The 25,894-nt window shown below is 22.5% G+C and carries 17 protein-coding genes; 10 read left to right on the top strand and 7 right to left on the bottom strand.

The genetic code is table 4. From position 1 onward, the window contains the following. The first annotated feature begins 13 nt into the window (after positions 1 to 13). The 5 genes from EXC65_RS01115 (at position 14) to EXC65_RS01095 (ending at position 11,104) form a co-directional block, all read left to right on the top strand. Positions 14 to 3,463 (top strand): hypothetical protein, encoded by a 3,450-nt coding sequence (locus EXC65_RS01115; protein ID WP_129719671.1) that lies wholly within the window; start codon positions 14 to 16, stop codon positions 3,461 to 3,463. A gap of 478 nt (positions 3,464 to 3,941) precedes the next feature. Beyond that, a complete protein-coding gene (locus EXC65_RS01110) occupies positions 3,942 to 7,070 on the top strand; it encodes a type I restriction endonuclease subunit R (RefSeq protein ID WP_129719670.1) in 3,129 nt (1,042 codons plus the stop codon). 209 nt (positions 7,071 to 7,279) lie between these two features. Beyond that, positions 7,280 to 8,842, top strand: a complete 1,563-nt coding sequence (locus EXC65_RS01105; RefSeq protein WP_129719669.1) for a type I restriction-modification system subunit M — start codon at positions 7,280 to 7,282, stop codon at positions 8,840 to 8,842. A 106-nt stretch (positions 8,843 to 8,948) separates the two neighbouring features. Beyond that, the gene (locus EXC65_RS01100) at positions 8,949 to 10,094 is read left to right on the top strand and encodes a restriction endonuclease subunit S (protein ID WP_129719668.1); all 1,146 of its coding nucleotides are present in this window, start codon (positions 8,949 to 8,951) and stop codon (positions 10,092 to 10,094) included. 50 nt (positions 10,095 to 10,144) lie between these two features. Further along, positions 10,145 to 11,104, top strand: a complete 960-nt coding sequence (locus EXC65_RS01095) for a restriction endonuclease subunit S (RefSeq protein ID WP_129719667.1) — start codon at positions 10,145 to 10,147, stop codon at positions 11,102 to 11,104. Here the strand turns inward: EXC65_RS01095 and EXC65_RS01090 are convergent. After that, on the bottom strand, positions 11,087 to 12,190 hold the full coding sequence (locus EXC65_RS01090; protein ID WP_129719666.1) for a restriction endonuclease subunit S: 1,104 nt from the start codon (positions 12,188 to 12,190) through the stop codon (positions 11,087 to 11,089). The two genes, EXC65_RS01095 and EXC65_RS01090, sit on opposite strands and share 18 nt — an antisense overlap. Before the next feature lie 69 nt (positions 12,191 to 12,259). Here EXC65_RS01090 and EXC65_RS01085 point away from each other — a divergent pair, with 69 nt between their 5' ends. Then, positions 12,260 to 13,291, top strand: coding sequence for a restriction endonuclease subunit S (locus tag EXC65_RS01085; protein ID WP_129719665.1), 1,032 nt, complete (start codon positions 12,260 to 12,262; stop codon positions 13,289 to 13,291). 13 nt (positions 13,292 to 13,304) lie between these two features. Here EXC65_RS01085 and EXC65_RS01080 read toward each other — a convergent pair whose 3' ends face one another. Beyond that, positions 13,305 to 14,330, bottom strand: coding sequence for a restriction endonuclease subunit S (locus tag EXC65_RS01080; protein ID WP_129719664.1), 1,026 nt, complete (start codon positions 14,328 to 14,330; stop codon positions 13,305 to 13,307). Positions 14,331 to 14,424: 94 nt separating this feature from the next. On the opposite strand from EXC65_RS01080, the gene EXC65_RS01075 reads away from it, so the two are divergent. Further along, positions 14,425 to 15,420 carry a site-specific integrase gene (locus EXC65_RS01075; RefSeq protein WP_129719663.1) on the top strand — a complete coding sequence of 332 codons (996 nt, stop codon included), beginning with the start codon at positions 14,425 to 14,427 and terminating at the stop codon, positions 15,418 to 15,420. A gap of 76 nt (positions 15,421 to 15,496) precedes the next feature. Here the strand turns inward: EXC65_RS01075 and EXC65_RS01070 are convergent, their stop codons facing one another. Both EXC65_RS01070 and EXC65_RS01065 read right to left on the bottom strand, forming a co-directional pair. Then, the gene (locus tag EXC65_RS01070; RefSeq protein ID WP_129719662.1) at positions 15,497 to 16,393 is read right to left on the bottom strand and encodes an SPFH domain-containing protein; all 897 of its coding nucleotides are present in this window, start codon (positions 16,391 to 16,393) and stop codon (positions 15,497 to 15,499) included. 4 nt (positions 16,394 to 16,397) lie between these two features. After that, positions 16,398 to 16,913: an NfeD family protein gene (locus tag EXC65_RS01065; protein ID WP_129719661.1), complete on the bottom strand. Its 516-nt coding sequence runs from the start codon at positions 16,911 to 16,913 to the stop codon at positions 16,398 to 16,400. A gap of 321 nt (positions 16,914 to 17,234) precedes the next feature. Between EXC65_RS01065 and EXC65_RS01060 the strand changes: the two genes are divergently transcribed. The 3 genes from EXC65_RS01060 (at position 17,235) to EXC65_RS01050 (ending at position 21,522) form a co-directional block, all read left to right on the top strand. Then, positions 17,235 to 20,135: a PTS transporter subunit IIABC gene (locus EXC65_RS01060; RefSeq protein WP_129719660.1), complete on the top strand. Its 2,901-nt coding sequence runs from the start codon at positions 17,235 to 17,237 to the stop codon at positions 20,133 to 20,135. 151 nt (positions 20,136 to 20,286) lie between these two features. After that, on the top strand, positions 20,287 to 20,439 hold the full coding sequence (gene rpmG / locus EXC65_RS01055; RefSeq protein WP_129719659.1) for a 50S ribosomal protein L33: 153 nt from the start codon (positions 20,287 to 20,289) through the stop codon (positions 20,437 to 20,439). A gap of 24 nt (positions 20,440 to 20,463) precedes the next feature. Beyond that, on the top strand, positions 20,464 to 21,522 hold the full coding sequence (locus EXC65_RS01050) for an aminopeptidase P family protein (protein WP_129719658.1): 1,059 nt from the start codon (positions 20,464 to 20,466) through the stop codon (positions 21,520 to 21,522). A 71-nt stretch (positions 21,523 to 21,593) separates the two neighbouring features. On the opposite strand, the gene EXC65_RS01045 is transcribed toward EXC65_RS01050, so the two are convergent. From EXC65_RS01045 to EXC65_RS01035, 3 genes are all read right to left on the bottom strand, one after another. Beyond that, entirely contained in the window at positions 21,594 to 23,303 is a 1,710-nt protein-coding gene (locus EXC65_RS01045) for a hypothetical protein (RefSeq protein WP_129719657.1), read from the bottom strand. Between the two features lie 310 nt (positions 23,304 to 23,613). Next, entirely contained in the window at positions 23,614 to 23,895 is a 282-nt protein-coding gene (locus tag EXC65_RS01040) for a hypothetical protein (RefSeq protein ID WP_129719656.1), read from the bottom strand. A 184-nt stretch (positions 23,896 to 24,079) separates the two neighbouring features. Further along, positions 24,080 to 25,690 carry a hypothetical protein gene (locus EXC65_RS01035; protein ID WP_129719655.1) on the bottom strand — a complete coding sequence of 537 codons (1,611 nt, stop codon included), beginning with the start codon at positions 25,688 to 25,690 and terminating at the stop codon, positions 24,080 to 24,082. Between the last annotated feature and the right edge of the window lie 204 nt (positions 25,691 to 25,894).

Genomic DNA, 25,894 nt, shown 5'->3' with positions numbered 1-25,894 from the left:
TATAATTAGACGCATGAATAAAAAAAGCATTTTAAAAAATAAGAAAAAAATAGCTTTTATTGTTTTAGGATCGATAGTTACCACAACAACAATAGCTATCGCAATTTTTGTTCCACTTTCAAAAAACAAAAATAAAACAACTATTAATGTTTCTAAAGATGAAGGTAATGATAAAGTTAAACCAATTGTTGACCTAAAACCAATTGATAATAATGATCAAAACAATAAAGATAACAATAAAGTTGACCCAAAACCAATTGATAATAATGATCAAAATAATGAAGATAACAATAAAGTTGACCCAAAACCAATTGATAATAATGATCAAAATAATGAAGATAGTTCAAATGATTCATTTGAAAAATTAGATAATACAATTTATATAGAAGATAAAAACGGTATTCAAAATTTTGAAACATTAGAGCAAGCAATTAAAAAAGCTGTTGAAAATGATATCATTAATATTAATAAAGAATTAATAGAATTAGATGAAACAATCATTATAAATAAAAATTTAACTTTTAAAACTAATAAAAATTTAACTTTTAAATTTAATTCCAAATTTGAAGAAGGTTTTAAAATGTTGGAATTAGAAGAAAACAGTTCTTTAACTTTGATAACAAAAAAAACTGATGATTTCATAGTTTTTGATGGAGAAAATAAATTTCTCCAAGATAATCCTTTAATACATGTTTTAAAAAATGCTAAATTGTCAGCTACAAACGCTAAATTTCTTAATGCTAATAATAATAATAATAAATTTAATACAAAATTTGCAACTTTTTGAAATAAAGGGCACATTATTTTAAATAATGCAGAAATATCAGGTGCTAAATCTTATGTATCTGCTGCTTTCAGGAATGAAAAAGACTCTATTTTTGAAATGAATTCAGGTAAAATTTTAAACAACACTGGGCATCACTATGTTTTATCATATTCAAAGGGTAAAACTATTCTTTCTAATTCAATAATTGAAAACAATAATGCACAGTGAGAAATCTTTTTTGTTGCTGATCAAAAAAGTTCTCTTGAAATACAAAATGTAAAGTTTAAAAATAATAGTTTTTATAATAGTGATGTAATTATTTGAATTCATGAAGGAAGTCAATTAATTTTAGGTTCACAAATTGATTTCAAAAATTTACCTAGGGCAATTGTTTTAGGTAAAAAAAATGCAAGTGTAAAAATTCTTGATAAACTTGAAAAATATGGTAAAAATGATAAATTATTCATTTTTTCAGCAGAACATGCAAAAAATAATAATTTTAAAATTTTAGAATTCGCTAATGAACAAGCTCTAGAAAGTCTTGAAAATATTTATGTTCAAAAAGATTATAAAAGAAAAACTGACAATAGAGATATTGATGACTTTATAGTTATTCAGAATAGTCATGAAAACAAATTAATTTGAAATGCTTTTGGAGATTCAGAAATTTACGATATTTATAACCAATTATCATTCCCTTTTAAAGATGATTTAGGAACAGAGTTTGATGATTCACTTGTAGAAGAAGCAAAACAACAAGAAATAAAAAATAAAATTAATGAATTTTACAAAGATTACTCTAATGAAAGAATTGCTAAAAAACTTAACAAATTATTAGAAAATATAAAATTACAAAAAGAAAAATTTGAAAAAAATAAAAATAATATCACATCTCAAATAAACACTTCCCCAAATTTAAAAAGTGCCAATAGCAATAGAGAAAGAACAAACCAAGATTTTAGATATGAAAATGCCGAAATTTTAGGTTATTATCTTGTACCTGGAATCATTAATAAATTTAATGTTTATCTTGAAGGAGAAATAGATAATAAAAATAATTTTATTAGAATTGGCGCAAGACCGGTTAATAATGTTAAAGATAATAAATGACAAAATGTTCTTTTGAATAAATGAAATTTAGAACGTAAACTCAATAAATTTGAAGTTGACATGACTAATGAACCATATGCTAAAATGCTTTTTTTAATTAATGATGGTAATCGTTCTGTTAAAATAAGAGTTGAACCCTCAAATGATGAACCAACCATTCAAAAACATCCTTACTTTATTTATAAACATGATCAAAATGATAATGGTGAAAGATTTTGAAATTACATTAATGAATTAAAAGAATATAATAAAACAGTTAATAGTTATGACAAACCTAATATGACTATTTTGGAATTTCAATTTGAAGAACAAGGCAATTTCCAAATTAGCATAGGTTCTAGAGAATTAGAAGAAGCATATAAACAATTAACTGATAAACCATTATTTGAATCTAAAGAAAATGCTATTAATTTTATTGAAAATTATGCTACAAAGCTTGAAAATTTATTTAAATGAATTAGAAAGTTTGATGGATATGAAGCTAAGGATCTAAATGAAGCTAATCATATAACACCTTCTAAAGTTCATATGTATTTTACTTCAACTATTATAAAACCATCTACTTTTTTTGCGATTGGTGAATATTTTCATTTACCAACAAGTTATTCTCGAGACTTTTTAATTGGTAGACAAATGCATGGATGAGGATTTTTACATGAGTTAGGTCACACAACAGATAATAGAAATATAATGTATCCAGATTCTACTAATAATCTTTTTGGTATGGAAGCAGCAAGAAAAGATTTTGAAAATTATGTAAAACAAAATCCTAATTCAAAAATTACACTTGATTCTGAATTACGCTTTTATCATGAAGCAATACCTAGAATTGAAAAAAAATTTAATGAAAAACTAATGAATAAAATTAACAAAAAGGAAAATAATGATTTTTTTCTTTCAGAAAAGTTTTGACCTCCAATTTATTCATGATATATTTCATTTACATTTTTAAAAAATTTTGATTTAAAAGATTCTAATTCTAAATATAAAGAAGATATTAAAAAATATGGTTTATGAGGAGCTATGCAAAGGATAATTAGAGAAAAAGATGATGATTTTAATAAAGTTATGGAAATTATTCCTAATGAGCAACAAGCTAATATGGATAGAAAAAAAATTATTAATAGTTGAAGAATAGTTGCATTATTAAGCATAGTTAGTGGTTATGATTTTAGCGATATTTTACAAAGATATGGTCAAAATGATATTCCAGAAATAGTTAAATCATTTACAAGTCAGTTTCCTAAATTTTCACTACCTATTGAATATATCACTTTAAACACTTTTACTTTTAAAGCGCAAAATTTTCCACTTTATTCAGATAAAACAGAACTAAATATAACCTTTGAACAAGAAAATAGTAAGTGAAAAGTTGTGACTGATATTCCTGAAAAAGATTCCACTATTGGATATGAATTATATAAAAATGATAAGTTAGTATATTTCACAAGAAGTAAAGATATTTTGATGGAAAATATGGATTATAATAGTTCATATTATATAATAAGTTATGATTATAAATTAAACAAAAAACAATCTAAAACCTTTGTTTTTGATCAAAGTGAAAATAAATGAAAAACTATTTAAAAATAAATTAAAAACACCTTTTTAAAAAAACAGGTGTTTTTTTATATTATTAATTCGCTTTTTTTATTTAGGATAAAAAATAAATTTAAAAAGTAATAAAATTTTATAATGATTTATTTCTACTAAATAATTACAGTAAAATAATATAAAAAAACATTCTTGTAAAAAAACGAAAACAAATTGTATTTTTTTTAAAATGTTGTAAATTACTTAAAAGATTTTTTTAAGATATAAATTAGCAACAATATTATATGTTTTTTTGTAGTGTTGTTGCGATTGATGAAAATAAACAATTTAATTTTTTCTTATATGTATTTATTATTGTAAAATTAAAAAAATAACTAATTTTTACTTTTAAATATTTGTAAAATAACTCATTTTTTATTTTATAAAAAAAAATGTATTTTTTAATTTACAAATATTTTTTATATGTTATAATAATTATGATCCAAAAATTTATTTAATAGGAGTGATAATAATGTTAGAAAAAGATATTGAATTAAATTTTATTGAAGTTTTAAAAACAAAAGGATATAAATATCTAGATGATGAAGAATCATTAGAAAGTAGAGAATATGATAAAAATCAACCATTTTTTAATAAAACTTTTGAAGATTGTTTAAGAACAATTAATCCAGGTATTTTACAAGATGAAGTTAATAAAATTATAAGAAAGATTCAAGATTTATCTTCTGATGCAAATCCAGATAAAAAAAACAGCGAATTATTAAAAATAATGAAAAATGGTTTTACAATAAGAAGAGAAAAAGAACAAATTAATAAATTATGAAAAATAATTGATTTTGACAATGTTGAAAATAATGAATTTATTGTTACTAATCAATTTAGAATGAATAGTAAATATGGAAAAAATAATGAAAACATTCCTGATATTGTTATATTTATAAATGGACTTCCGATTATTGTAGGAGAATTAAAAACATATAGTGAACTAAATACATCACTTATTGAAGAAGCTATTTATCAAATAACTAATTATGCAATGCATTTGCCTGATTTATTTGCTACAAATATTTTTTCTTTTGTTTCAAATTTGCATGAAATGTTAATAGGGAATCCGATTTCTAAAAAAAGTACTTTTAATCACTGAAGAGAAAATGATAAACAAGAAAATGTTTTAGAAAGTGATTTTTGAAATAAAAAAAATATTTTAGAAATATTTAAAAATTTTGTTTTTTATGATAAAAACCTTAAAAAAATAATACCTAGATATTATCAATATTATACAGTAAAAAAAACATTAGATGTTTATAGACAAAATTCAAATAAATTAGGTATTGTTTGACATACACAAGGTTCAGGTAAATCGCTAACAATGGTAATGTTAACTCGAATGCTAAGACAAGAAATTGCACCTAATTTAACAGTTTTAGTTGTAACAGATAGACTTGATCTACAAAATCAATTATTTGATACATTTAATAATTCTGCAGAATATTTATTAGAAAAACCAACAAAAATTGAAAAAACCCAAGATATTATTAACATATTAGAAAATACAAAAGTTAATGGAATTTATTTTGCAAATATACAAAAATTTAGAGATAATGATTTTTCTATTATTAATAAACGTGATGATATTTTGATAATTACAGATGAAGCACATAGATCACATAATAGTTATGATTCACAAAGTTATAAAGAAATTTTTAAAGCAGATGTGGACTTTGATGAATATAAAAGAACATATGCAAGAATTTTAAGAGACTCATTTCCTAATGCCAAATTTATTGGTTTTACAGGAACACCAATAGAAACTAAAGATGTTGAAACTAAGAGAATTTTTGGTGATTATATCGATGAATACAGACTTGTAGATGCACTACAAGATAAAACAATTGTAGATATATTTTATGAAGATTCTAAAATTGATGCGCAACTTTCAGAAGAACAATTAAAACTTATTGATGATATTGACGAAGAAGAAACAAATATCATTTATCAAAATGAAAATATAAAATTAAAAAAACAAGCTATTCAATATAAAAATAGGTTAAAAATTAAAGAAATTCAAAATTTTATTTTTTCTTCTGGAAGAGTTACAAATGTTGTTAAACATTTTATTCAACATTATGAAAGAAGAAAAAAATGACTATATGGAAAAGCTATGTTTGTTGCTTTCAACAGGGAGGTTGCATATAAGTACTATAAAGAAATTATAAATCAGCGACCAGATTTTCAAGATAAAGTTAAATTAGTTGTAACAACAAACAGTCAAAAAGATAAAAAAGAATTTCCTGAAATGCATGAACTTTTAATTAATCAAAATGAAATTAAAATTATCAAAGATTTTAAAGATGTTGATTCAGAAGTAAAAATATTAATTGTTGTTGATAAACTTTTAACTGGTTTTGATGTTCCAGCATTAGATGTTATATATATAGATAAAATTTTAAAAATGCATAATTTAATGCAAGCTATTGCAAGAGTTAATAGAACCTTCAAAAAAGGAAATCAAAAAAAAGAAAATGGACTTATTGTTGACTATATTGGTATATATAGAAATTTACAAGATGCACTTGATTTTTATTGAGATAGAAAAGATATTAATAATAAAAATAAAAAAGATATTACTATAAAAGACAGTGAAAAAAATGTGGAAAAATTAAAAAAATTATTTTTACTTGAATTAAATAAAATTTACAAACTTTTTTTCAATGAAACCAAAATAGAAGAAATGATTGCAAATAATTCATTGTTCAATAAAACTATCAATGCTTTTTATTTTAATTCATCAGAAGAAGAATTAAATAAATTTATGTTAATGACTAATAATTTAAAAAAGAATTTAAATTTAGTTTTTTACAATTTAACTAAAAATGAAAAAATTATGGTAAAAAATTTATTTAATATTTATGATTATATTGCAAAAAAAAATGTTTCTTCAATTGACTGAATAAAATGAAAAGAAAGAAATCAAAAAGATTTAGATAGTGCATTAATTTATGAAGAAATACTGCCAAATTACTCAAAAGAAAAAATAAATTTTGAGTGAATACACAATAGAATTCAAAGAATCGAAAAAAACTTAAGTGAAATATATAATTTAAAAGCTGACATGGTAGTAAGAGCAGTGCAAACATTTATCGATTACTCACAAAACATTTCTAAAACTGCACAAGAAAAGTATTCAAAAAAACTTCGTGAAATATATAAAAAATTTATGGAAAAAAACATATCTTATGAAGAATTTATAAAACAATTGAATGAAATTATTGAAAAAATAAATTTGGATAATAATGATAATTTAAGTCAGGAAGAAATTTTAGTGAAAAGATTTATGGATGTTTTATTCATAGAAAATGAATATGAAGATAAGGATACATTACAAAGAATAGCAAAGGAAATTTATCAAAAATTAACCAATAATGGTATGTCGCCTTTTAAAAAAGGATGAATTAAATCTAGGCAAAAAAGAAAAGCGATTATTAGTGATATTAGTTGAATATTGCACGATAATAATTGACCTCCTACTATGGATGATACAGAAGAAAATCAAATTATTAAAAATAAAGCAAACAAATTGTTTATAGACGAAATAGAAAGAGTGATTGACAACGAAACTTCTAATAATTTTATTAAATAAAAAACAAAAAAAATACTTTTTAAAATTACAAAAAAGCATTTTTTTTAATAAAAAATAAAAAGTTTGTAAAAAAACTCATAATTCATGTTATAATATTATTGCATCTAAAAATAAATGCAATTTTAAATAATTATTTAGCTATTTAATTAAACATTATATATAAGAATTTATATATTAAATTCAAAAAAAAAAAAAAAAGAGGTAAAAAAATGTCCAAACAAAATATCGAAATCAATTATATTGATTCAATCAAAGAAAAATTATGAAAATCATGTGATGAAATGAGGGGGAATGTTCCTTCTGAACAATATATGCACATTATTATTGCTATTATATTTTTAAAAGCAATGTCTGATAAATATGAAAAAGCAGGAGAACAAATTAGAAAAAAATATTTGAATGATGGTGAAAGAAAATGATTATTAGCAAAAAAAGATTTAAATTTACTTAAAAGGTATGATGTTCAATTTATTGTGCCAGAAAGTGCCAGCTGATCAAATATTCAAAAATATATAAGTAAAGAAGAAATTGGAATAAAAATCGATGAGGCTTTATTAGCGCTAGAAGAACAAAACAATTCATTAAAAGGTTTATTTGAAAAAAATTTTAGTCGTGAAGATTTAGACAAACAAAGATTAAGTAAAGTAATTAAACAGTTTTCTGACATTAATTTTTCTGAACTTAAAGAAGATTTTATAGGTAGACTATATGAATATTTTTTAGGAAACTTTTTTAGAAAACAAGGTCAAAATGGTGGAGAATTTTACACACCACAATCCATTGTGGAACTTATGGTTGCTATTTTAGCTCCAGACAGCGATAGTAAAATTTATGATCCAGCTTGTGGAACAGGTGGAATGTTTGTTCAAGCTAAAAAATATTTAGAAAAACATAAAAAAGATGTAACCCAAATGAGAGTATATGGTCAAGAATTTTCATCTACAACATGAAAATTAGCAAAAATTAACTTAATTTTAAATGGTTTTGATCCTGATGATACATATCTTGGTTCCAAAGCAGAAAGCACTTTCAAAGAAGACTTAAGTGGTTTTGAACAATTTGATATTGTATTAGCAAATCCACCATTTAATCTTAAAATATGAGAAAATGAAAATGCTTCAGATGATCCAAGATACAAATGAGGACTACCACCTACAAAAAATGCTAATTATGCTTGATTATCCCATATTTTATATAAATTAAATGAAAATGGTAGAGCAGCTGTTATTCTTGCTAATGGTGCGCTTTCTTCTTCACAAAAAGAAGAGCTAAGCATTAGAAAAAAAATGCTTGAAGAAAATAAAATAGAAGCAATAATTTCTTTACCAGATAAATTATTTTACACAACTGGCATTCCTGCCACAATCTGAATTTTTAATAATAACAAATTAAATGACGATGTTATCTTTATTAATGCTGAAAATTTAGGAGAATTAGCTACTAAAAAACTTAGAGTGTTTAACACAGAAAATATTAATGAAATAGTTTCTGCTTATAATGATGCTAAGTTAAATAAAGATTTTAGTATTAAAGGTTTTGCAAAAAGAGTTTCATTAAATGAAATTAAAGAAAATGATTATTCACTTGTACCTGGAAGATACATTGATTTACTAGAAGAAGAAGTGGATAAAGAACAACTAAAAGCAGAGATTCTAGAAATTCAAAATGAACTTAAAATTTTATTTAAAGAATTCACTGATTTAATTCCTGATGTTGAAAAATCTATTGAACAAGCTATTAAATTTGCTGATGGGCAAGAAAAAGAAAAATAGAATTAATTCCTTATTATTTATTTAATTAGCAACAGTCTTTCCATAAAACAAAAGCAAAAAAAATATTTTATAACTACAAAAATTAAAATCAATAAGGAAAAGTAATATGAAACAAATTCAAAATCCAAATATTTTCAAATTAGAAGAAATAGCTGAATTTTATCTTGGTAAAATTTTAAAAAAACCAACAGAAAGCAAAGGAGAATACCCTCTAATTTCATCTACTTCCAAAAATGATGGGATTATTGGAAAAGTTGAGACATTTGATTTTCAAAATTGTATTACATTGCCAAGATTAGGGATTGAAGATAATATTTTTTTCACATTAAGGAAATATAAATTTAGTGCTACATCACATTTAATTATTGTAAAACCAAATAAAAATATTGTAATTTTAGATTTTTTATATTTACTATTAAAATCACTAAATACTAAAATTAGTCAATATGCAATTGAGGGAGATTTCATCAAACGTTTAAGTTTAAAAAAATTAAAAAGCTTAAAGTTAAGTATTCCTGAATTAAGTATTCAAAAAGAAATTGTTCAAAATTGAAAAAAAACAAACGAAAGTCTTGTATTTTTTGAAAAATTTTTTGAAAATCCTATATTTCAAATTAATAATTTATTAGTTAAAACACTTAATTATGTTATGAATAAAAGTAATAAACAAAATTATTTATTATCTGATTTATTAGATAAACAAAAACCATATAAAATGGGTAAAATTAACTTTGAGTCAGATGATAAAAAAAATAATTTATATATTTTAACTTACAAGAGTTTCAAAAATAATAATCTAAATGACAAAATGACATTTTATGATGAAAAATTAGAAAGTTTTTTTGCTAACAAAAATGATGTTTTCTTTACTAGATTCCCAGAACCTAGTTTTGGAATTCAAAATATTTATGAAGAAAACTCAGCTGTTTTTGATAGCTCATTAGTAAAATTAAATATTGATGAAACTAAAATTCAAAAAGACTTTTTTAAATATTTTAATTATTCAAATTTTTGATTAAATTGAAAACAAAAAAATAAAACATCAACATTGTTGGGTGGAATAAATTTTTTAACAATTTTAAATTTAACACTTTCACTTCCAACATTAGCAAATCAACAAAAAATGATATTAATTATAAATAAACTTGAAAAATTAATAAAAATATTAACAAATATACAAAATAAAATACAGAAAATAATTTTGATTAATAATCAAATTATATTTAAAAAAATTAAAGAAAGGAGTTCATAAATGGCAATTTATGAATTGAATAAAATTGTTAAATTTTTAAAAGGTAAAATATAAAACAAAATGAAACACTAGAAAATGGTGAATTTAATGTTTATTCATCAAAAACTAAAGATAATGGAATTTTTGGTAAACTTAATACTTTTATTTTTGATGGTGAGTATATATTAATTACAAGTCATGGTGCATATGCTGGAACAGTTATTTATGTAAATGAAAAATTTTCTACTACAAGTAACTGTTTTGTTTTAAAACCTGATAATAATATTGTGAATACAAAATTTTTGTTTTATTTATTAAAAATGAAGCAATTAAATTTAAACGCAATCGCCAAAGGTTCGGCTCAAGGTTTTTTAAGTAATAATGATTTGTCATATTATAGTGTAAATATTCCACCTTTAGAAACCCAAAATTCAATAATAGATATTATTGAACCAAATGAACTAATAGAAAATAAAATAAAAAAAATGAAAAAAAACATTGATAAAATTTATTTTTGATTTTTTGATAATTTCTCTATAAGGCGCAATAATTTTCTTTATGAAAATGTGTCTTTTATTAAAGGAAAAAATAAAAGTAAAAATCAAAATACATCATGTGAAAAAAATACTTTTATTAATATATCTTCGTTACAAGGGAAAATTAATGATTTTACATGTGATAAGAAAAATGTGCATTTTGGTGATATTTTAATATCTTTAGATGCAACTACAGGTATAGTGAATAATAATATCGAAGGGTTTAATGGATATGCATATAAAGTAGAATCTAAAACAAAAAAAGATGTGGAAATATATTTAAATTTAATAAACAAGTTTAATCAAAAAATTATTAAAAATTTTTCAGTAGGAACAACTATAATGCATGCTTCAAAAGCAAAAAATAAATTAATAAATTTCGAATTTAATCATGTTCAATTAATTGAAAAAATATATTATTTTGACTTTAAATTAAAAAAAATTGAACAAAAAATCCAAAAATTAAAAAACAAAATTTTAAAAATAATATTTTAAAATTTGTTTTTTTAATACAGTTAATATTTTTTTAATTTTTGTTAAAATTATGTATATTTCATTTATCTTTAAATCAATATTATAAGTTTTTATTAATTTCAATTCTAAAATATTGTTTTTAGTAATGTTTTTTTGAGCAGCGCCAGTAGCTATATTTAATAATTCTGTTTTTTGTTTTTTTATGCTTTCTGAAATATTTAATGGGTAATCTGAAGTTAATGATAATGTTCTTTGATTAGAAACTCAATTTTTTGATGTTATAACTTTTGATGTACCAATTGTGCCTGAAAGCCCTGTGATAATATCCCCAATATTTAATAGATTATTTTTCATAAAGTTAGTTTCTTGATTTTGTGTTAAAGAATTTCCGATATTTGATATTTTAAAAATTTTGTATTTTCCATTATCTTCTATATGCTTTTTGTTATAAGCAAAACCAGTATTTATTTTATATGAAATATCTTTTATCAAAACATTACTTAATTTTCTTTGTTGGTAAATTTTTAATATTTTTTTTTCAATTTGAATAATTAAATTTTTTGTTTGCTCAATGGGTTCAATAATATCTATTAATGTTTTTATATCTTTTTCAGCATTTTCAATAGTATCAATTCTTACCAAATGATTATGCCTCAAAAATAATTCTTCATGCGGTTCAATAATATCTATTATTGAATTTTGGGTTTCTAAAGGTGGGATTTTTACACTATAATATGACAAATCATTATTACTTAAAAAACCTTGAGCCGAACCTTTGGCGATTGCGTTTAAATTTAATTGATTCATTTTTAATAAATAAAACAAAAATTTTGTATTTACAATACTATTATCAGGCTTTAAAACAAAACAGTTACTTGTAGTAGAGAATTTTTCATTTACATAAATAACTGTTCCAGCATATGCACCATGACTTGTAATTAATATATACTCACCATCAAAAATAAAAGTATTAAGTTTACCAAAAATTCCATTATCTTTAGTTTTGGATGAATAAACATTAAATTCACCATTTTCTAGTGTTTCATTTTGTTTTATATTTTTACCTTTTAAAAATTTAACAATTTTGTTCAATTCATAAATTGCCATTTATAAATAAAACCCAACACATTTTAAAAAATAAATGTGTTGGGTTTTTGTATGTTTTTTTGTATGTAAATGGCAATTTATAAACTTGAGGAAATAATTCAAGTAATTTCAGGTAATAGCAAACTTACAAAAAAATATGTAGATGCAAATAATGGTGAATTTGGTGTTGTATCTAGTAGTTCATTTAATAATGGAATTTTCGGTTATATAAATACATTTATGTATGAAAAAGGAATTACAATTTCTAAAGATGGTAGTATTGGAAATGTTTTTTGACAAGATAAACCATTTTCTATTAATACAGGCGCATTTTTAGTTAAACCAAAAGATTTAAGCATTATAAACGAAAAATATTTATTTTTTCTTTTAAAAACAAAAGAAAAAAGACTAAAACAAATAGGTGATGGCAGTGTAATCAAACATATTTATGCAAAAGATATTAATAACTTAGAAGCTATTATTCCTGATTTGAAAACCCAAAATTCAATAATAGATATTATTGAACCTATTGAACAGTTAAAAAACACAATAAATAAAATTAAATTAATATTAAAAAAACATTTAATTTTAATTTATAAACTAAATCAATCTTCAAAAGAACCTATAAAAAATCAAATAATTATAAAAAATAAAAAATATAAAAATGAAAAATTTTATTGCCCAACTTCACTTGTTAGTGAACTTAGTTTAAATAAAGAAAATTTAATTTTATTAGACCAAACCAAAAAACCATCAAGAGCAGATTTAACAATAGAAGATAATTCATTTATTTTTTCAAAAATAATTGGTGAAAACAAATTGATGATTTTTTCAAAAGCTCCTAATATAGTTTTTTCTACTGGTTTTTTTAATATAAAAAGTAAAAATGAAACAAATGATCATTTATTATCTTTTTTATTGTCTAACGATTTTATATATCAAAAAAATCAATTACAAACTGGTACATTAATGCAATCTCTAAATAAAGAAAACCTTAATAAAATTTTTATTAAAAAAGACATTTTATATAGTAATAATCTTTTTAGTCAATTATCAAATTTAATAAATTTAGAAAAAAATATAAATTCTATATTAAAAAAAATATTAAAAATTTTCATCTAAAAAACACCTATTTTTATTTAAATAAATGTTTTTCATTATTTACTAATAGCTTAATTTTTAAATTTAATATTTTATTAATTTTATTTTTAATAAGTATTAAGGTGTTTAGCAATATATAAATTTTTTCTAATTCATTTTCTAAAGAAACATCTAGAATTTTAATGTTTTTTATTTGATTTAATTTTAAATATTTAATTACTGATCCATTAGATTGATTTCTTAATTGTTGAATAAAATTTTGTATTGTTCAAAAAGTAGTAAAAAATAATTTTTTAGGTTTTATTGCATAATTTCTTTGATACAAATCGAAAATACCATTATATCATCAGCAATAAAAATTACCATTACCTGATAATATTATATATTTACCATTGTAATTGCTTTTAAATGACTTGCTTATGTGTTCTGAACATGAATAAAAATTGTAAATACCATTTTCTTCATCTATAACATCATTATTTCATTTACCAGTTGAAATTTCGTAAATATTATCAATATAAAAATTATTTTTTAAAATTTTGAAAATTTTATTTGTAAATTTGTTAATGTTTGTTTCTAGATTTTTAAAATTATTTAAAACTTTTTCTAATGGTTCAATAATATCTATTATTGAATTTTGGGTTTCTAAAGGTGGAATATCAACAATTAAATTTTTAAAATAATTAATTTTAACTATAGGAAAGATAGTTGCAGTATTTTTGTTTTCTAAAATTATTTTATTTTTAATTTTTTTTAAATAAAAATAAAGATATTTATCTAAAATAAAATCATTATTTGCTTCAATAGAAGTTATTTGTTGGTTAAATCATGATTCTTGTTTCAAAATACCTACATTCCCAATCGTTGCTGTAGATGATATTAAAACAGTTCCTTTTCTTTTTATTTTTTGTGTTTTAGTAATAAATCTTTTTATTTTCATATTTTCTATATCGGATGGTCCTAAAAACGGAATTTCTTTTTTTCATAATTCTATCCTTTTTGTTGATGGTGTGCTCCCGTTTACTATTTTAGAAATTTCCCCAAGTTTATAAATTGCCATTTATGAATAAATAAATTTTTATTCTGACTTTTTATTTTTTTATATATTTATGCTTTTTTTATAATTTTTTCATTTAAAAAAAAGAAAGGAAATTATGAATTTTTTAAAAAATAATGAAAAAATGATCAAATTATTTTTATCTACTAAACAAAATTATAAAACACAAAAAACTTACTTTTCATTTTTAAAACGTATTATTTTACTTGAAAAGATTACTATTAAACAAATTAACAAATATATTTCTTCTCTTAATGTAAGAAATAATACAAAACTTTTATACATGAGAGTTGTTAAAAGTTTTTTAAGATGATGTAATAAAAATCAAAAGCAAAGCTTTAATGTTGAATTATTAAATACATACAATAATGATTCTAGAGAAAAAAGAATTTTCACTACAACAGAAATTGAAATTTTAACTAAAGAATTAAAAATATTTAATGATAAAGTTTTAGAATTCTATTTTTGAATGGTTTATGAAAATGCAGCAAGAATTAATGAAATAATTAACGCTGATTTTGAAAATTTAAACTCTGATTATTTTACTACAACTCAAGTTTTAAAAACTAAACATAAACAATCACAAAGAGTTGTAGGTATACCTGAATATTTAGTTGATATATATTTAGAAATTAATTTTAATAATCTAAAAATTAATAATTCATCACTAAATTCAAGAATGAGTAAATTTTTTAAATTTTTATCTAAAAGACATCCTAATAAATTTAAAAAACATGATATAAATTTTCAAACTTTAAGAACTAATAAAATTACTCAATGAGCTTATCTCGGCTATAATTCTACTCAAATTGCAAATATTACAGGACACATTAAAACACAAACATTAGATGAAAATTACATCATTAAAAACAAACTTCAAGCTGAACATGATTTAAAACTTTTAATGAGTGATCAAGAAAATGTAAATGCTTTAGATACTAAAACACTTAAATCATTAGTAGATAATTTTAATAAAAAAGAAAAACGATTTCAAAATTCATTAAAAAAAATTAAACAAGAAAATAAAGCTTTAAAAAAACAGTTGAAAGAAATGTTATTTATTTTAGAAAACAATAATATTAAAATAAATTAAAAAATATAAAAAAACAAAACACAACACTTTAATTTATGTTGTGTTTTGTTTATTATTTTATTTAATAAAATGATTATTATTCTTTTTCTCTATGTTTTTGATTATTTAAATCTAAAATCCCACTTGTTGCCCCCATAATTGATGCAACATTTTGTAAATTAGGTGGAATAATAATTTTAGTTGCTTTACCATTAGCTAAATCACTAATTTTTTCAATAGCTTTGAGAGTTAGAACACTATCGCTAATTTTAACACTATTAAGTAATTCGAGCGATCTTCTCTCTCCTTCAGCTTTTAAGATTTTAGTCGCTTTTTCAGCTTCAGCATTTAAAATAGCAGCTTCTTTTTCACCTTCTGCTTTTAAAATTGAAGCAATTTTAAATCCTTCAGCTTCAAGAATGTTTGCTCTTTTTTCTCTTTCTGCTCTTAATTGTTTTTCCATTGATTTTTGAACATCAACTGGTGGTGTGATATTTTTTAATTCAACACGATGAATTTTAATCCCTCATGAATTAGCAGCGCTATCTAAAATAATAGTTAATTTACTATTTATAGTATCACGTGAAGTTAGTGTTTGATCTAATTCTAATTCACCAATTAAATTTCTTAATGTTGTATAACATAAATTTTCAATAGCAACCAAAGGTTTTTCAGCTCCATAAGCATATCTTTGTGGATCTGTAATTTGTAAAAATACAACTGTATCAACTAAAATAGTTGAATTATCTTTTGTAATAGCTGCTTGTTCTGAAAAATCTAATGCTTTTTCTTTAAAATTTTCACTTAAAACAATTTTGTCTACAAACGGAATAATAAAATTCATTCCTTTATCTAAAGTTTTATTATATTTACCTAATCTTTCAACAACTGCAAATTCAGACTGTGAAATTTTCTTTATTCCTAATATCAACAAGGAAATTATAAATATTAAAAATAAAATTATAAAGATAGAGCCTAGGATAATACCTACCATTTTTTTATTCTCCTTTATTTTTTTGAATTCTTTCTACATATAAAATATTACCTTTTACATGTTTAACTTGAACTATTTCACCTTTTTTAATCAAACCTTCCCCTTTGACAGAGATTGTTAAAAAAATCTTGTCATCAAAAATTATTTTTCCATATTTTTCATTTTCATTCTCTTCATAAGAATCTTCAATTAATTTTGTTTTTTCAATAAAAAGCAAGTTTTTAATTGCAAGATTTTTATTCGCTTTTTTTCTATTGTAGAAATATTCTCTAAAAAAGAACCAGAAAATAAAATAAGCTATTAAATCAATTATTACAAACAAAATTAATGAAAGTATAATATAAAATGTTTCACCTTTTGTAGCTGCAATAATAATTATTGCAATAATATTACCAATCGATGCAATCCCTATTCAAAATCCAGAATTTAAAATTTCACTAATAATTATTATTACTAAAATCAAAATAAAAATAGTTAAAAAAATATATTTATTGACATTATTTATTTGAAATCAATTCATAAATATATTTTAACACTTTATTTATAAGAAAAATATTAAAAAATTTATTTTTTTTGAAAAAAATATTTTCTAGATATTTTAGACAAAAAAATAAATTAATATTTAATTAAAAAAATGTTTATGTATATATACATAAAAAAATATATATATTTTGATTTTTTTTAAAAAAAATTATAATAATTAAATATTTTTTTTATTTAATTAATAAATACATATATATAAATATATTTAAATAATATATAATTTAAGAGAAAAATATTTATAAGCTTTTTTTGGCTTGAAACAATTATTTTTCAAATAAAAAATTAAAGAAAGGAAAAAATGATTTCACTTAGAAAACAAAATAATAGTGTTAAAGTGAATAATAAAAACAGAAGTGGAAAATGAAAATTAGTTTTTTCTAAAATTTCAGGTGCGTTTTTATTACCTATTTCTATTATGGCGATTGCTGGGTTGCTATTGGGTGTTGGGTCAACCATTGCTTCTAATACAAATTCTGATGCTGGTAAAATTTTTGGTAGTTTTATTCAAGCATTAGGAAAACCAGTTTTCGATGCTTTACCATTATTATTTGCAGCAGCTTTTGTTGTGGCATTTACAAATGAAGCAGGAGTCGGAGTTTTTGCAGCTATCGTTGGTTATTTTACCTTCTTAGCGGTGCAAGCACCATTCTTTACTGATGTTTATCAATATAAATTTTATGATGCGACAAATGATGCTGAAACAATTGACAAAATTTTAGCAGATCCAAAACTTGGTATGCTTGAACATAATAAGGATTTAGGTGTTTATTATATCCTTGATGATAAAGGGGATAAAATATTAGAATTCCTTGGTTATGAAATTTTAGGTATTTCTTACAAAGCTGGAAGAAGCCTAGAAGCTTCAAAACAAATTATTAGTAATAGTTTAGGTTTCAAATCGTTACAAACATCAGTATTTGGATCAATTATTGTTGGTATTATTGTTTCTTATTTATACAATAGGTTCCACAAAATTCAATTACCAACTTACATTTCATTTTTTGGTGGAAAAAGATTTGTATCAATTATAACTATTTTTGCAATGATACCTTTATCATTTGCATTCTTGTTATTCTGACCATGAGTTGGTACAGTATTGGATCTATTTGGAAGATTTCTTCAAACAGTTCCATATGGTTTTGAATCATTAATTTTTGGATTTATTGAAAGATCATTAATTCCATTTGGGTTGCATCACGCATTTTATGCACCATTATGATATACATCTGTTGGTGGTGATGTAGCTTCATCATTAAATGATTATCATTTAAATTTAATTAATGATGTAAAAACTACAATGAAATTTACAACAGATGCAGAAGCTATTGCATATATCAAAAATTCAGTTGGAGCTTATGCAATTAGTGGTGATTCACTTGAAATAGCTAAAAAGAATATTGATTTAAAAAACTTAAATCTTAAAAATGGTGGATTATCTTACATTGATTTATTAGATTATGTAAGTAAAAATAGAGATTCTTTCCAAGGTGATTCAAAAATTTCAGCAGCTTCATTAGGAATTGATGCTAATGATATATCATTCATCGATGTTGTAACAAAAGATGGTCAAAAAACATTTGTTCAAAAATCATTGCCATTATTTACTTTTTATGAGCAAAAATTATCACTAAAAGTAGGTAGATTTATGCAAGGTAAATATCCATTTATGCAATTTGGATTACCTGCAGCAGCTTTCGCTATGATTATGGCAGCACCAAAACAAAATAGAAAATTCGCATCTGGTGTTGTATTACCATGTGCATTTACAGCTTTAGTCACAGGTGTGACAGAACCTATTGAATTCACATTCTTATTCTTATCACCTGTTTTATTCTGAGGATTCCATGCATTTTTCTGTGCATTAGCATTTATGTTAATGAACTTATTCGGTGCACACATTGGACAAGTATTTTCAGGTGGTTTCTTAGATTTAATTATTTATGGAGCTCTTCCTGTTCTTAAAGGAACAAAATTCTGATGATGAGCAATTATTGGTGTATTTTATGTACCAATTTATTACTTTATTTTCTACTTCTGAATTAAGAAATTTAATCTTGCAACCCCAGGTAGAGGTCAAACAACAAGATTATTTACTAAGGCAGATTATAATTCAAGAAATGAATCATCTTCTTATGAAGGATTGTTACCTTGAAGAGAAAGAGAAATTGTTTTAGGTTTCGGTGGTTGAGATAATATAACAGCATTTAATAGTTGCGCTTCTAGATTGAGATACGATATTATTGATAAAAACAAAGTTGACATTAATAGAATTAAGGCAGCAGGTGCTACAGGTGTTATGTTTGTTGGTGATAACCATGCACAAGCTATTTTTGGACCTAAAGCTGAACAAATTAATGCAACAATTATTTCTCATATGAATGCAGATTTAGGTTTAATTGAAAACAATGAAGCTGATAAAATAAAAGTTGTTTTTGCAAAAGACTATTGTAAACATTTCAAGAAAAAAGATCAAACAGAAGAAATTTTAGATTTTGATAATGAAATTCCTGATGTTCAAGATTTAGATGATATTCCAAATCCAGAAGAAGAAATAACATCTAATGATCAAGAATTGTTTACAGAAGAACATGAATATGAAAATGAAGTTTTAGAAGCTAATGATATGGTTGATTTTAGTGACTTAACATTTGATGATGAAGAAGAAGTCGAAGAAGAAGTCGAAGAGATTTCAGAAGATGGTACACTCAAAGTAGTTGTTAAAAAACATAGAAGATATTACTCCAAAATTAAAAATCCTACATATGGAATTGTGAAAAAACTTGAAATTTTAAATGACGGTGTATTTTCAGAAAAAATGGTAGGTGATGGAGTTGCTATTTATGTACCACGTAATGTTAAAAGAGCAAAAATTTATGCTCCATTTGACTCAGTGGTCACAACAGCATTCCCAACCGGTCATGCTTATGGCTTTACTTCGAAAAATGGTGTTAATGTTCTAATTCATGTTGGAATTGATACTGTTAACTTAAATGGCGAAGGATTTACATCACATGTACAACAAGGACAAAAAGTTAAAACTGGTGACTTAGTTGCTGAGGTTGATATGCAAATCATTCGTGAAAAAGCAACAAATGCAGAAATTGTTTATGTTGTTCCACAAGATTCTAGAAAAACAGAAGTTTATGATGTTCATTATGGAAGATTAAAAGCTGGAAAAGTTGCTTTTAAAGTAAAATAACAAAAAACATTATTTCAAAAATACTAACTACAAAAGTGTGGTTAGTATTTTTGAATAAAAAAAATAAAAAATAATGTATTAAAATGGTATAATTTTTAATACTTTATTAAAGATTATTAACAAAATATTAAAAAAAATAAATAGGAGAATTATGGCAAGAGAAGGCATAACTTTAAGATGTAATGATTGTAAAATGGAAAATTACATTTCTAAAAAAAATAAAAAAACTCAAGTAGAAAAAATTGAATTATCTAAATATTGCTCAAAGTGTTCAAAACACACAATGCATAAAGAAAAAAAATAATTAATTTAAAATAGAAAGTTTATTATGAACACAAAATATTTAAATGAATACTTTTTATCTGAAAAAATAGATGTAATCATTTCTTTCACAGCTCAAACAAGACTTTGATTAACAACTGTTCAATCATCAGAAGGAATGGTTGTGATTGAGAAAGATAAAAAATATCTTTTTGTTGACTCAAGATACATTGAATATGCACGTAAACAAACCAAAAATGCTGAATTAATTTTATTAACTGCGAAAAATCTCAAGGAATTTTTTCAATCAAAAAATTATCAGGTAATTGGTATTGAGGAGGATTATATAACATTGGGGGAACTTAATAAAATAAAAACATATTTTCCTAATGCAAAATATAAGCCAATTTTAGGTCAAAAACTTAGAATTTTAAAAACTGATGAAGAAATTAAAAATCTTCAAAAAGCAATAGACATTTCGCTTCTTGCTCTAGATAAACTTATTCCAACTTTGGAGGAAGGACAAACTGAAAGAGAAATTGATCATAAATTAAACTATTTTATGAAACAATTAGGAGCTCAAAAAGAGTGTTTTGACACTATTGTGGCAAGTGGCCCAAATTCTTCATTACCTCACCACAAACCTACAGAGCGCAAAATTAAAAAAGGTGAATTATTAACTATTGATTTTGGGGCTATTTACAATGGTTATGGTGCTGATATTACAAGAACTTTTATTTTTGGTTCTAAAGCTAATGATTCTAAGTATCAAGAAATTTTAACTATTGTTGAAGAAGCTGCGGCAATTGGTAGAAAACTAGTAAAACCTGGGATTTCAACATTTGAAGTAGACAAAGCATGTCGTGATTACATAACAACAAAAGGTTATGGTCAATACTTTGTTCATTCCACAGGTCATGGTTTAGGTATTGATGTCCATGAATTGCCTAGTGTTTCTAGTCAACAACCTGGAACAATTTTAGAACCTGGAATGGTTATAACTGTTGAACCAGGCATTTATATTGAAGGATTAGGTGGAGCTAGAATTGAAGATGACTTATTGGTTACTGAAACTGGTTCAATAACTTTAAGTCGTAAAAATGAAATTAATGGAATTAAAAAATAAAACTTTAAACTTTTAATAGTCTAAAGTTTTATTTTTTAATTTTAAAGATAAAATATATAAAAAACGCTATATTAGGATTTAAATTTTAAAACAAAGGAATAGTAATCATAAACAGGTTTATGGTTATTATTAACATCTTCTCAACTTGTTGATATTGTAATAGCAATGGTTTTATTTTCTTCTACAAATATGATTGAAGAACCTGCAAAATAAAATTCTTCATTAATATTTTTGTCAAATGGTTTATTATTAAAAACAAAAGCCGAATCTTTTTCTTTTGATATTTTTTGCAATGTAGTTATAAGAGTGTTATTAGAATAAATATTTTCTTGGTATTTATTAACAAATTCTTGATAACTCATAGAATCATCTTTTAATTCTATTACAATTTTATCATTTGGATATTTTTCATTATCAGAAAGTGAATTAAATTTAAGAATAATTACTTCATCACGAGGTTGTTTATCAATAATTTTTTCATTCTCGAAAATATTTTGATTTACTTTTACTGTTAACTTGATAATTAAATTAGTGTCATCAAATTCTACTTTTCAACCATATAATGAACTTATGTTTTCTTGATTTTCTAAAAAGCTAATTAAGTTTTCGTTATGTTTAAAAGTCTTTTCGTCTGTAAAATGAGATTTAAATATTTCATCAATTCTTTTTTGTGGCGCTCATGCTTTGAGTCATGTCACAAAATCTAAATAATTATTTTTAGTTTTTTCCGAAAGTTTTATATCCAGGTTTTTATTTGTAGCTTTTTCGTTTAATAAATTTTTTGATAAATTCATTAAAGTTGGTTTATCTTTTTGATCAAATTTAAAGTAAAATGTGTTTTCTTCTTCATCATCTTCATCATGTATGTTAACTAATTTTGTTTCTAATCTCACTACTTTAGTTTCATCATTAAAAACAACATTATATTCTCATGTCTGATCAATATAATTAGTGTCTTTTATTTCTTTCTTAAATCAAGGATTTTCTCCTTCAGACATAGAAGTAATAGCATCACCAGCTGATCCTGTTTCAAATAATTTTTTATAAAAATCATTTTTAAACTTAGAATAATCAACATGCATATTATCATTTAAAGTAATTTGTATTTTTCTTGATCCTATAATACTTTGTTTATAAATATTTTCAGGTTTTTTAAATTTTAATAATAATTTTTTATAAATTTTTGAATCATTTTCTTTTATAGGTATTTTAAATTCAATAATTCAATTATCATTATCAAAATTTACTTCTCAATTTTTTTTACTTAAAATTTTCGCTCTTCAATCACTATTGAGTTTTACTTCAACTCATTTTTGATTTGGATAATGTCGATAGTCTAAAGATTCATTAAAAATTTCATAAATTGTTCAACCATTTGTTAGTTGATTTTGAATAATAGTTAAAATCTCTAAGTATTTATCTTCACCGTCTTTTGTAACTTTTAATTGAAATTCATCTTCTATTTCATCAGATTCTGCATCAGATAAATTAGTGGAATGTACATATTTTTTAATTTCTTTTTGAGTTTTTGGATTTGGATTTTCTTCATTTTCTATTTCTTTTTGAGTTTTTGGATTTGGATTTTCTTTATTTTCCATTTCTTTTTGAGTTTTTGGATTTGGATTTTCTTTATTTTCCATTTCTTTTTGAGTTTTAGGACTTAAATTTTCTTCATTCTCTTTTGAATTTTTTACTTCTGTACAAGCGATAAAAGAAGTTGTGGAAATTACACCTAAAATAGAAAACATAAGTAATGATTTTATTTTTTTATAGTTTGTCATTTATTAAACAAATAATTTCTTTCTACTTTTTTTGTTACTCTTTATATTTAAAAACAAATAACAAATTAATTATACATTAATTATACAAAATTTTTTTTATATTGTTTATTTTGTTAAAATATTTTATTATTTGCTACAAGCAAAAAATACAAAAGAAAACGCAAACACATAAATGCTGTGTTTTTTCTTTTTTTTATAAAAGTAATATTGTAATAAACACTTAATTATTTTTCTTTGATTTTTCTATATTTTTCTTATTAATCGTTTTTTTTATGCTGCATTCTGAAATGTTGATTTTTACTTTTAATTTTTATTTGTTTAAAATCATCTTTAGTTTTAGATGTTTCTTCAACAATGATAAAAAGATTTTCTTTATCACCATAAACAAAAGCAGATTTTGCTCAATAAATTTCTTGCTTTTAGATCATGATGAATTTATTCAAATTTGGACATTTTCAATTATTGTTACAACAGGTGTTATATTATATTGAAAACCGGGAAAACCATCAATTGCTTCAATTGTTACTAAATCAGATTTTATTGCTTTAAAAACACCTTTTGGACTAATAATTTTTAAATTTATTTCATTCATTATATTTTATTAAAGATTATTAACAAAATATTAAAAAAATAAATAAGAGATTTATGGCAAGAGAAGGCATAAATTTAAGTCATAAAAATAAAATTAATGGAATTAAAAAATAAAACTTTAAACTTTTAATAGTCTAAAGTTTTATTTTTTAATTTTAAAGATAAAATATATAAAAAACCCTATATTAGGATTTAAATTTTAAAACAAAATAATAGAAATTATAATGATAATGTTTATGGTCATCATGACCATGTTCTCACCTTGTTGGTATTGTAATAGCAACGGTTTTATTTTCTTCTAAAAATCTGATTGAAGAACCTTCAAAATAAAATTCTTCATTAATAGTTTTATCAAATGGTTTAGTATCAAAAACAAGAGCTGAATCTTCTTCTTTTGATATTTTTTGTAATGTTGTTATAAGATTATTATTAGAATAAATATTTTCTTTGTATTTATTAACAAATTCTTGATAACTCATAGAATCATCTTTTAATTCTATTACAATTTTATCATTTGGATATTTTTCATTATCAGAAAGTGAATTAAATTTAAGAATAATTACTTCATCACGAGGTTGTTTATCAATAATTTTTTCATTCTCGAAAATATTTTGATTTACTTTTACTGTTAACTTGATAATTAAATTAGTGTCATCAAATTCTACTTTTCAACCAGATAATAAGCTTTTGTTTCTTGGATTTTCTAAAAAGCTAATTAAGTTTTCATTATGTTGAAAAGCATTTTCTTCTGTAAAATAAAATTTAAATATTTCACTAATTCTTACTTGTGGTGCTCATACTTTGAGTCATGTCACAAAATCTAAATAATTATTTTTAGTTTTTTCTGAAAGTTTTATATCTAGGTTTTTATTTGTAGCTTTTTCATTTGATAAATCTTTTGATAAATTCATTAAAGTTGGTTTATCTTTTTGATCAAATTTAAAGTAAAATGTGTCATATTTTTTATCATTTTCAGGATCTTTTTTGTTAATTAATTTTGTTTCTAATCTTACTACTTTAGTTTCATCATTAAAAACAACATTATATTCTCATGTCTGATCAATGTAATTAGTATCTTTTATTTCTTTCTTAAATCAAGGATTTTCTCCTTCAGACATAGAAGTAATAGCATCACCAGCTGATCCTGTTTCAAATAATTTTTTATAAAAATCATTTTTAAACTTAGAATAATCAACATGCATATTATCATTTAAAGTGATTTGTATTTTTCTTGATTCTATAATACTTTGTTTGTAAATATTTTCAGGTTTTTTAAATTTTAATAATAATTTTTTATAAATTTTTGAATCATTTTCTTTTATAGGTATTTTAAATTCAATAATTCAATTATCATTATCAAAATTTACTTCTCAATTTTTTTCACTTAGAATTTTCGCTCTTCAAGTATCATTCTGTTTTACTTCAACTCATTTTTGATCTGGATAATGATGATGATCTAAAAAGTATTGAAAAATATCATAAATTGTTGAACCATTTGTTAGTTGATTTTGAATAATAGTTAAAATCTCTAAGTATTTATCTTCACCTTCTTTTGTAACAATTAATTGAAATTCATCTTTTATTTCATCAGATTTTGCATTAGATAAATTAGTGGAATGTACATATTCTTTAATTTCTTTTTGAGTTTTAGGATCTGAATTTTCTTCGTTCTGTTTTGAATTTACTTGATTCTCTTTTGAATTTTTTACCTCTGTACAAGCGATAAAAGAAGTTGTGGAAATCACACCTAAAGCGGAAAACATAAGTAATGATTTTATTTTTTTATAATTTGTCATTTTATTTGTCATTATTAAACAAATAATTTCTTTCTACTTTTTTTTGTTACTGTTTATATTAAATAATATTTAAAACAAATAACAAATCAATTATATAACATTTTTTTTATATTTGTTTATTTTTTTAAAATATTTTATTATTTGCTATAATCAAAAAATACAAAATAAAAACGCAAACACATAAATGCTGCGTTTTTATTTTTC

It is taken from the genome of Mesomycoplasma neurolyticum, assembly GCF_900660485.1.
Taxonomy (GTDB): domain Bacteria; phylum Bacillota_I; class Bacilli_A; order Mycoplasmatales; family Metamycoplasmataceae; genus Mesomycoplasma_A; species Mesomycoplasma_A neurolyticum.
This window is presented reverse-complemented; position numbering and strand designations above follow the sequence as displayed.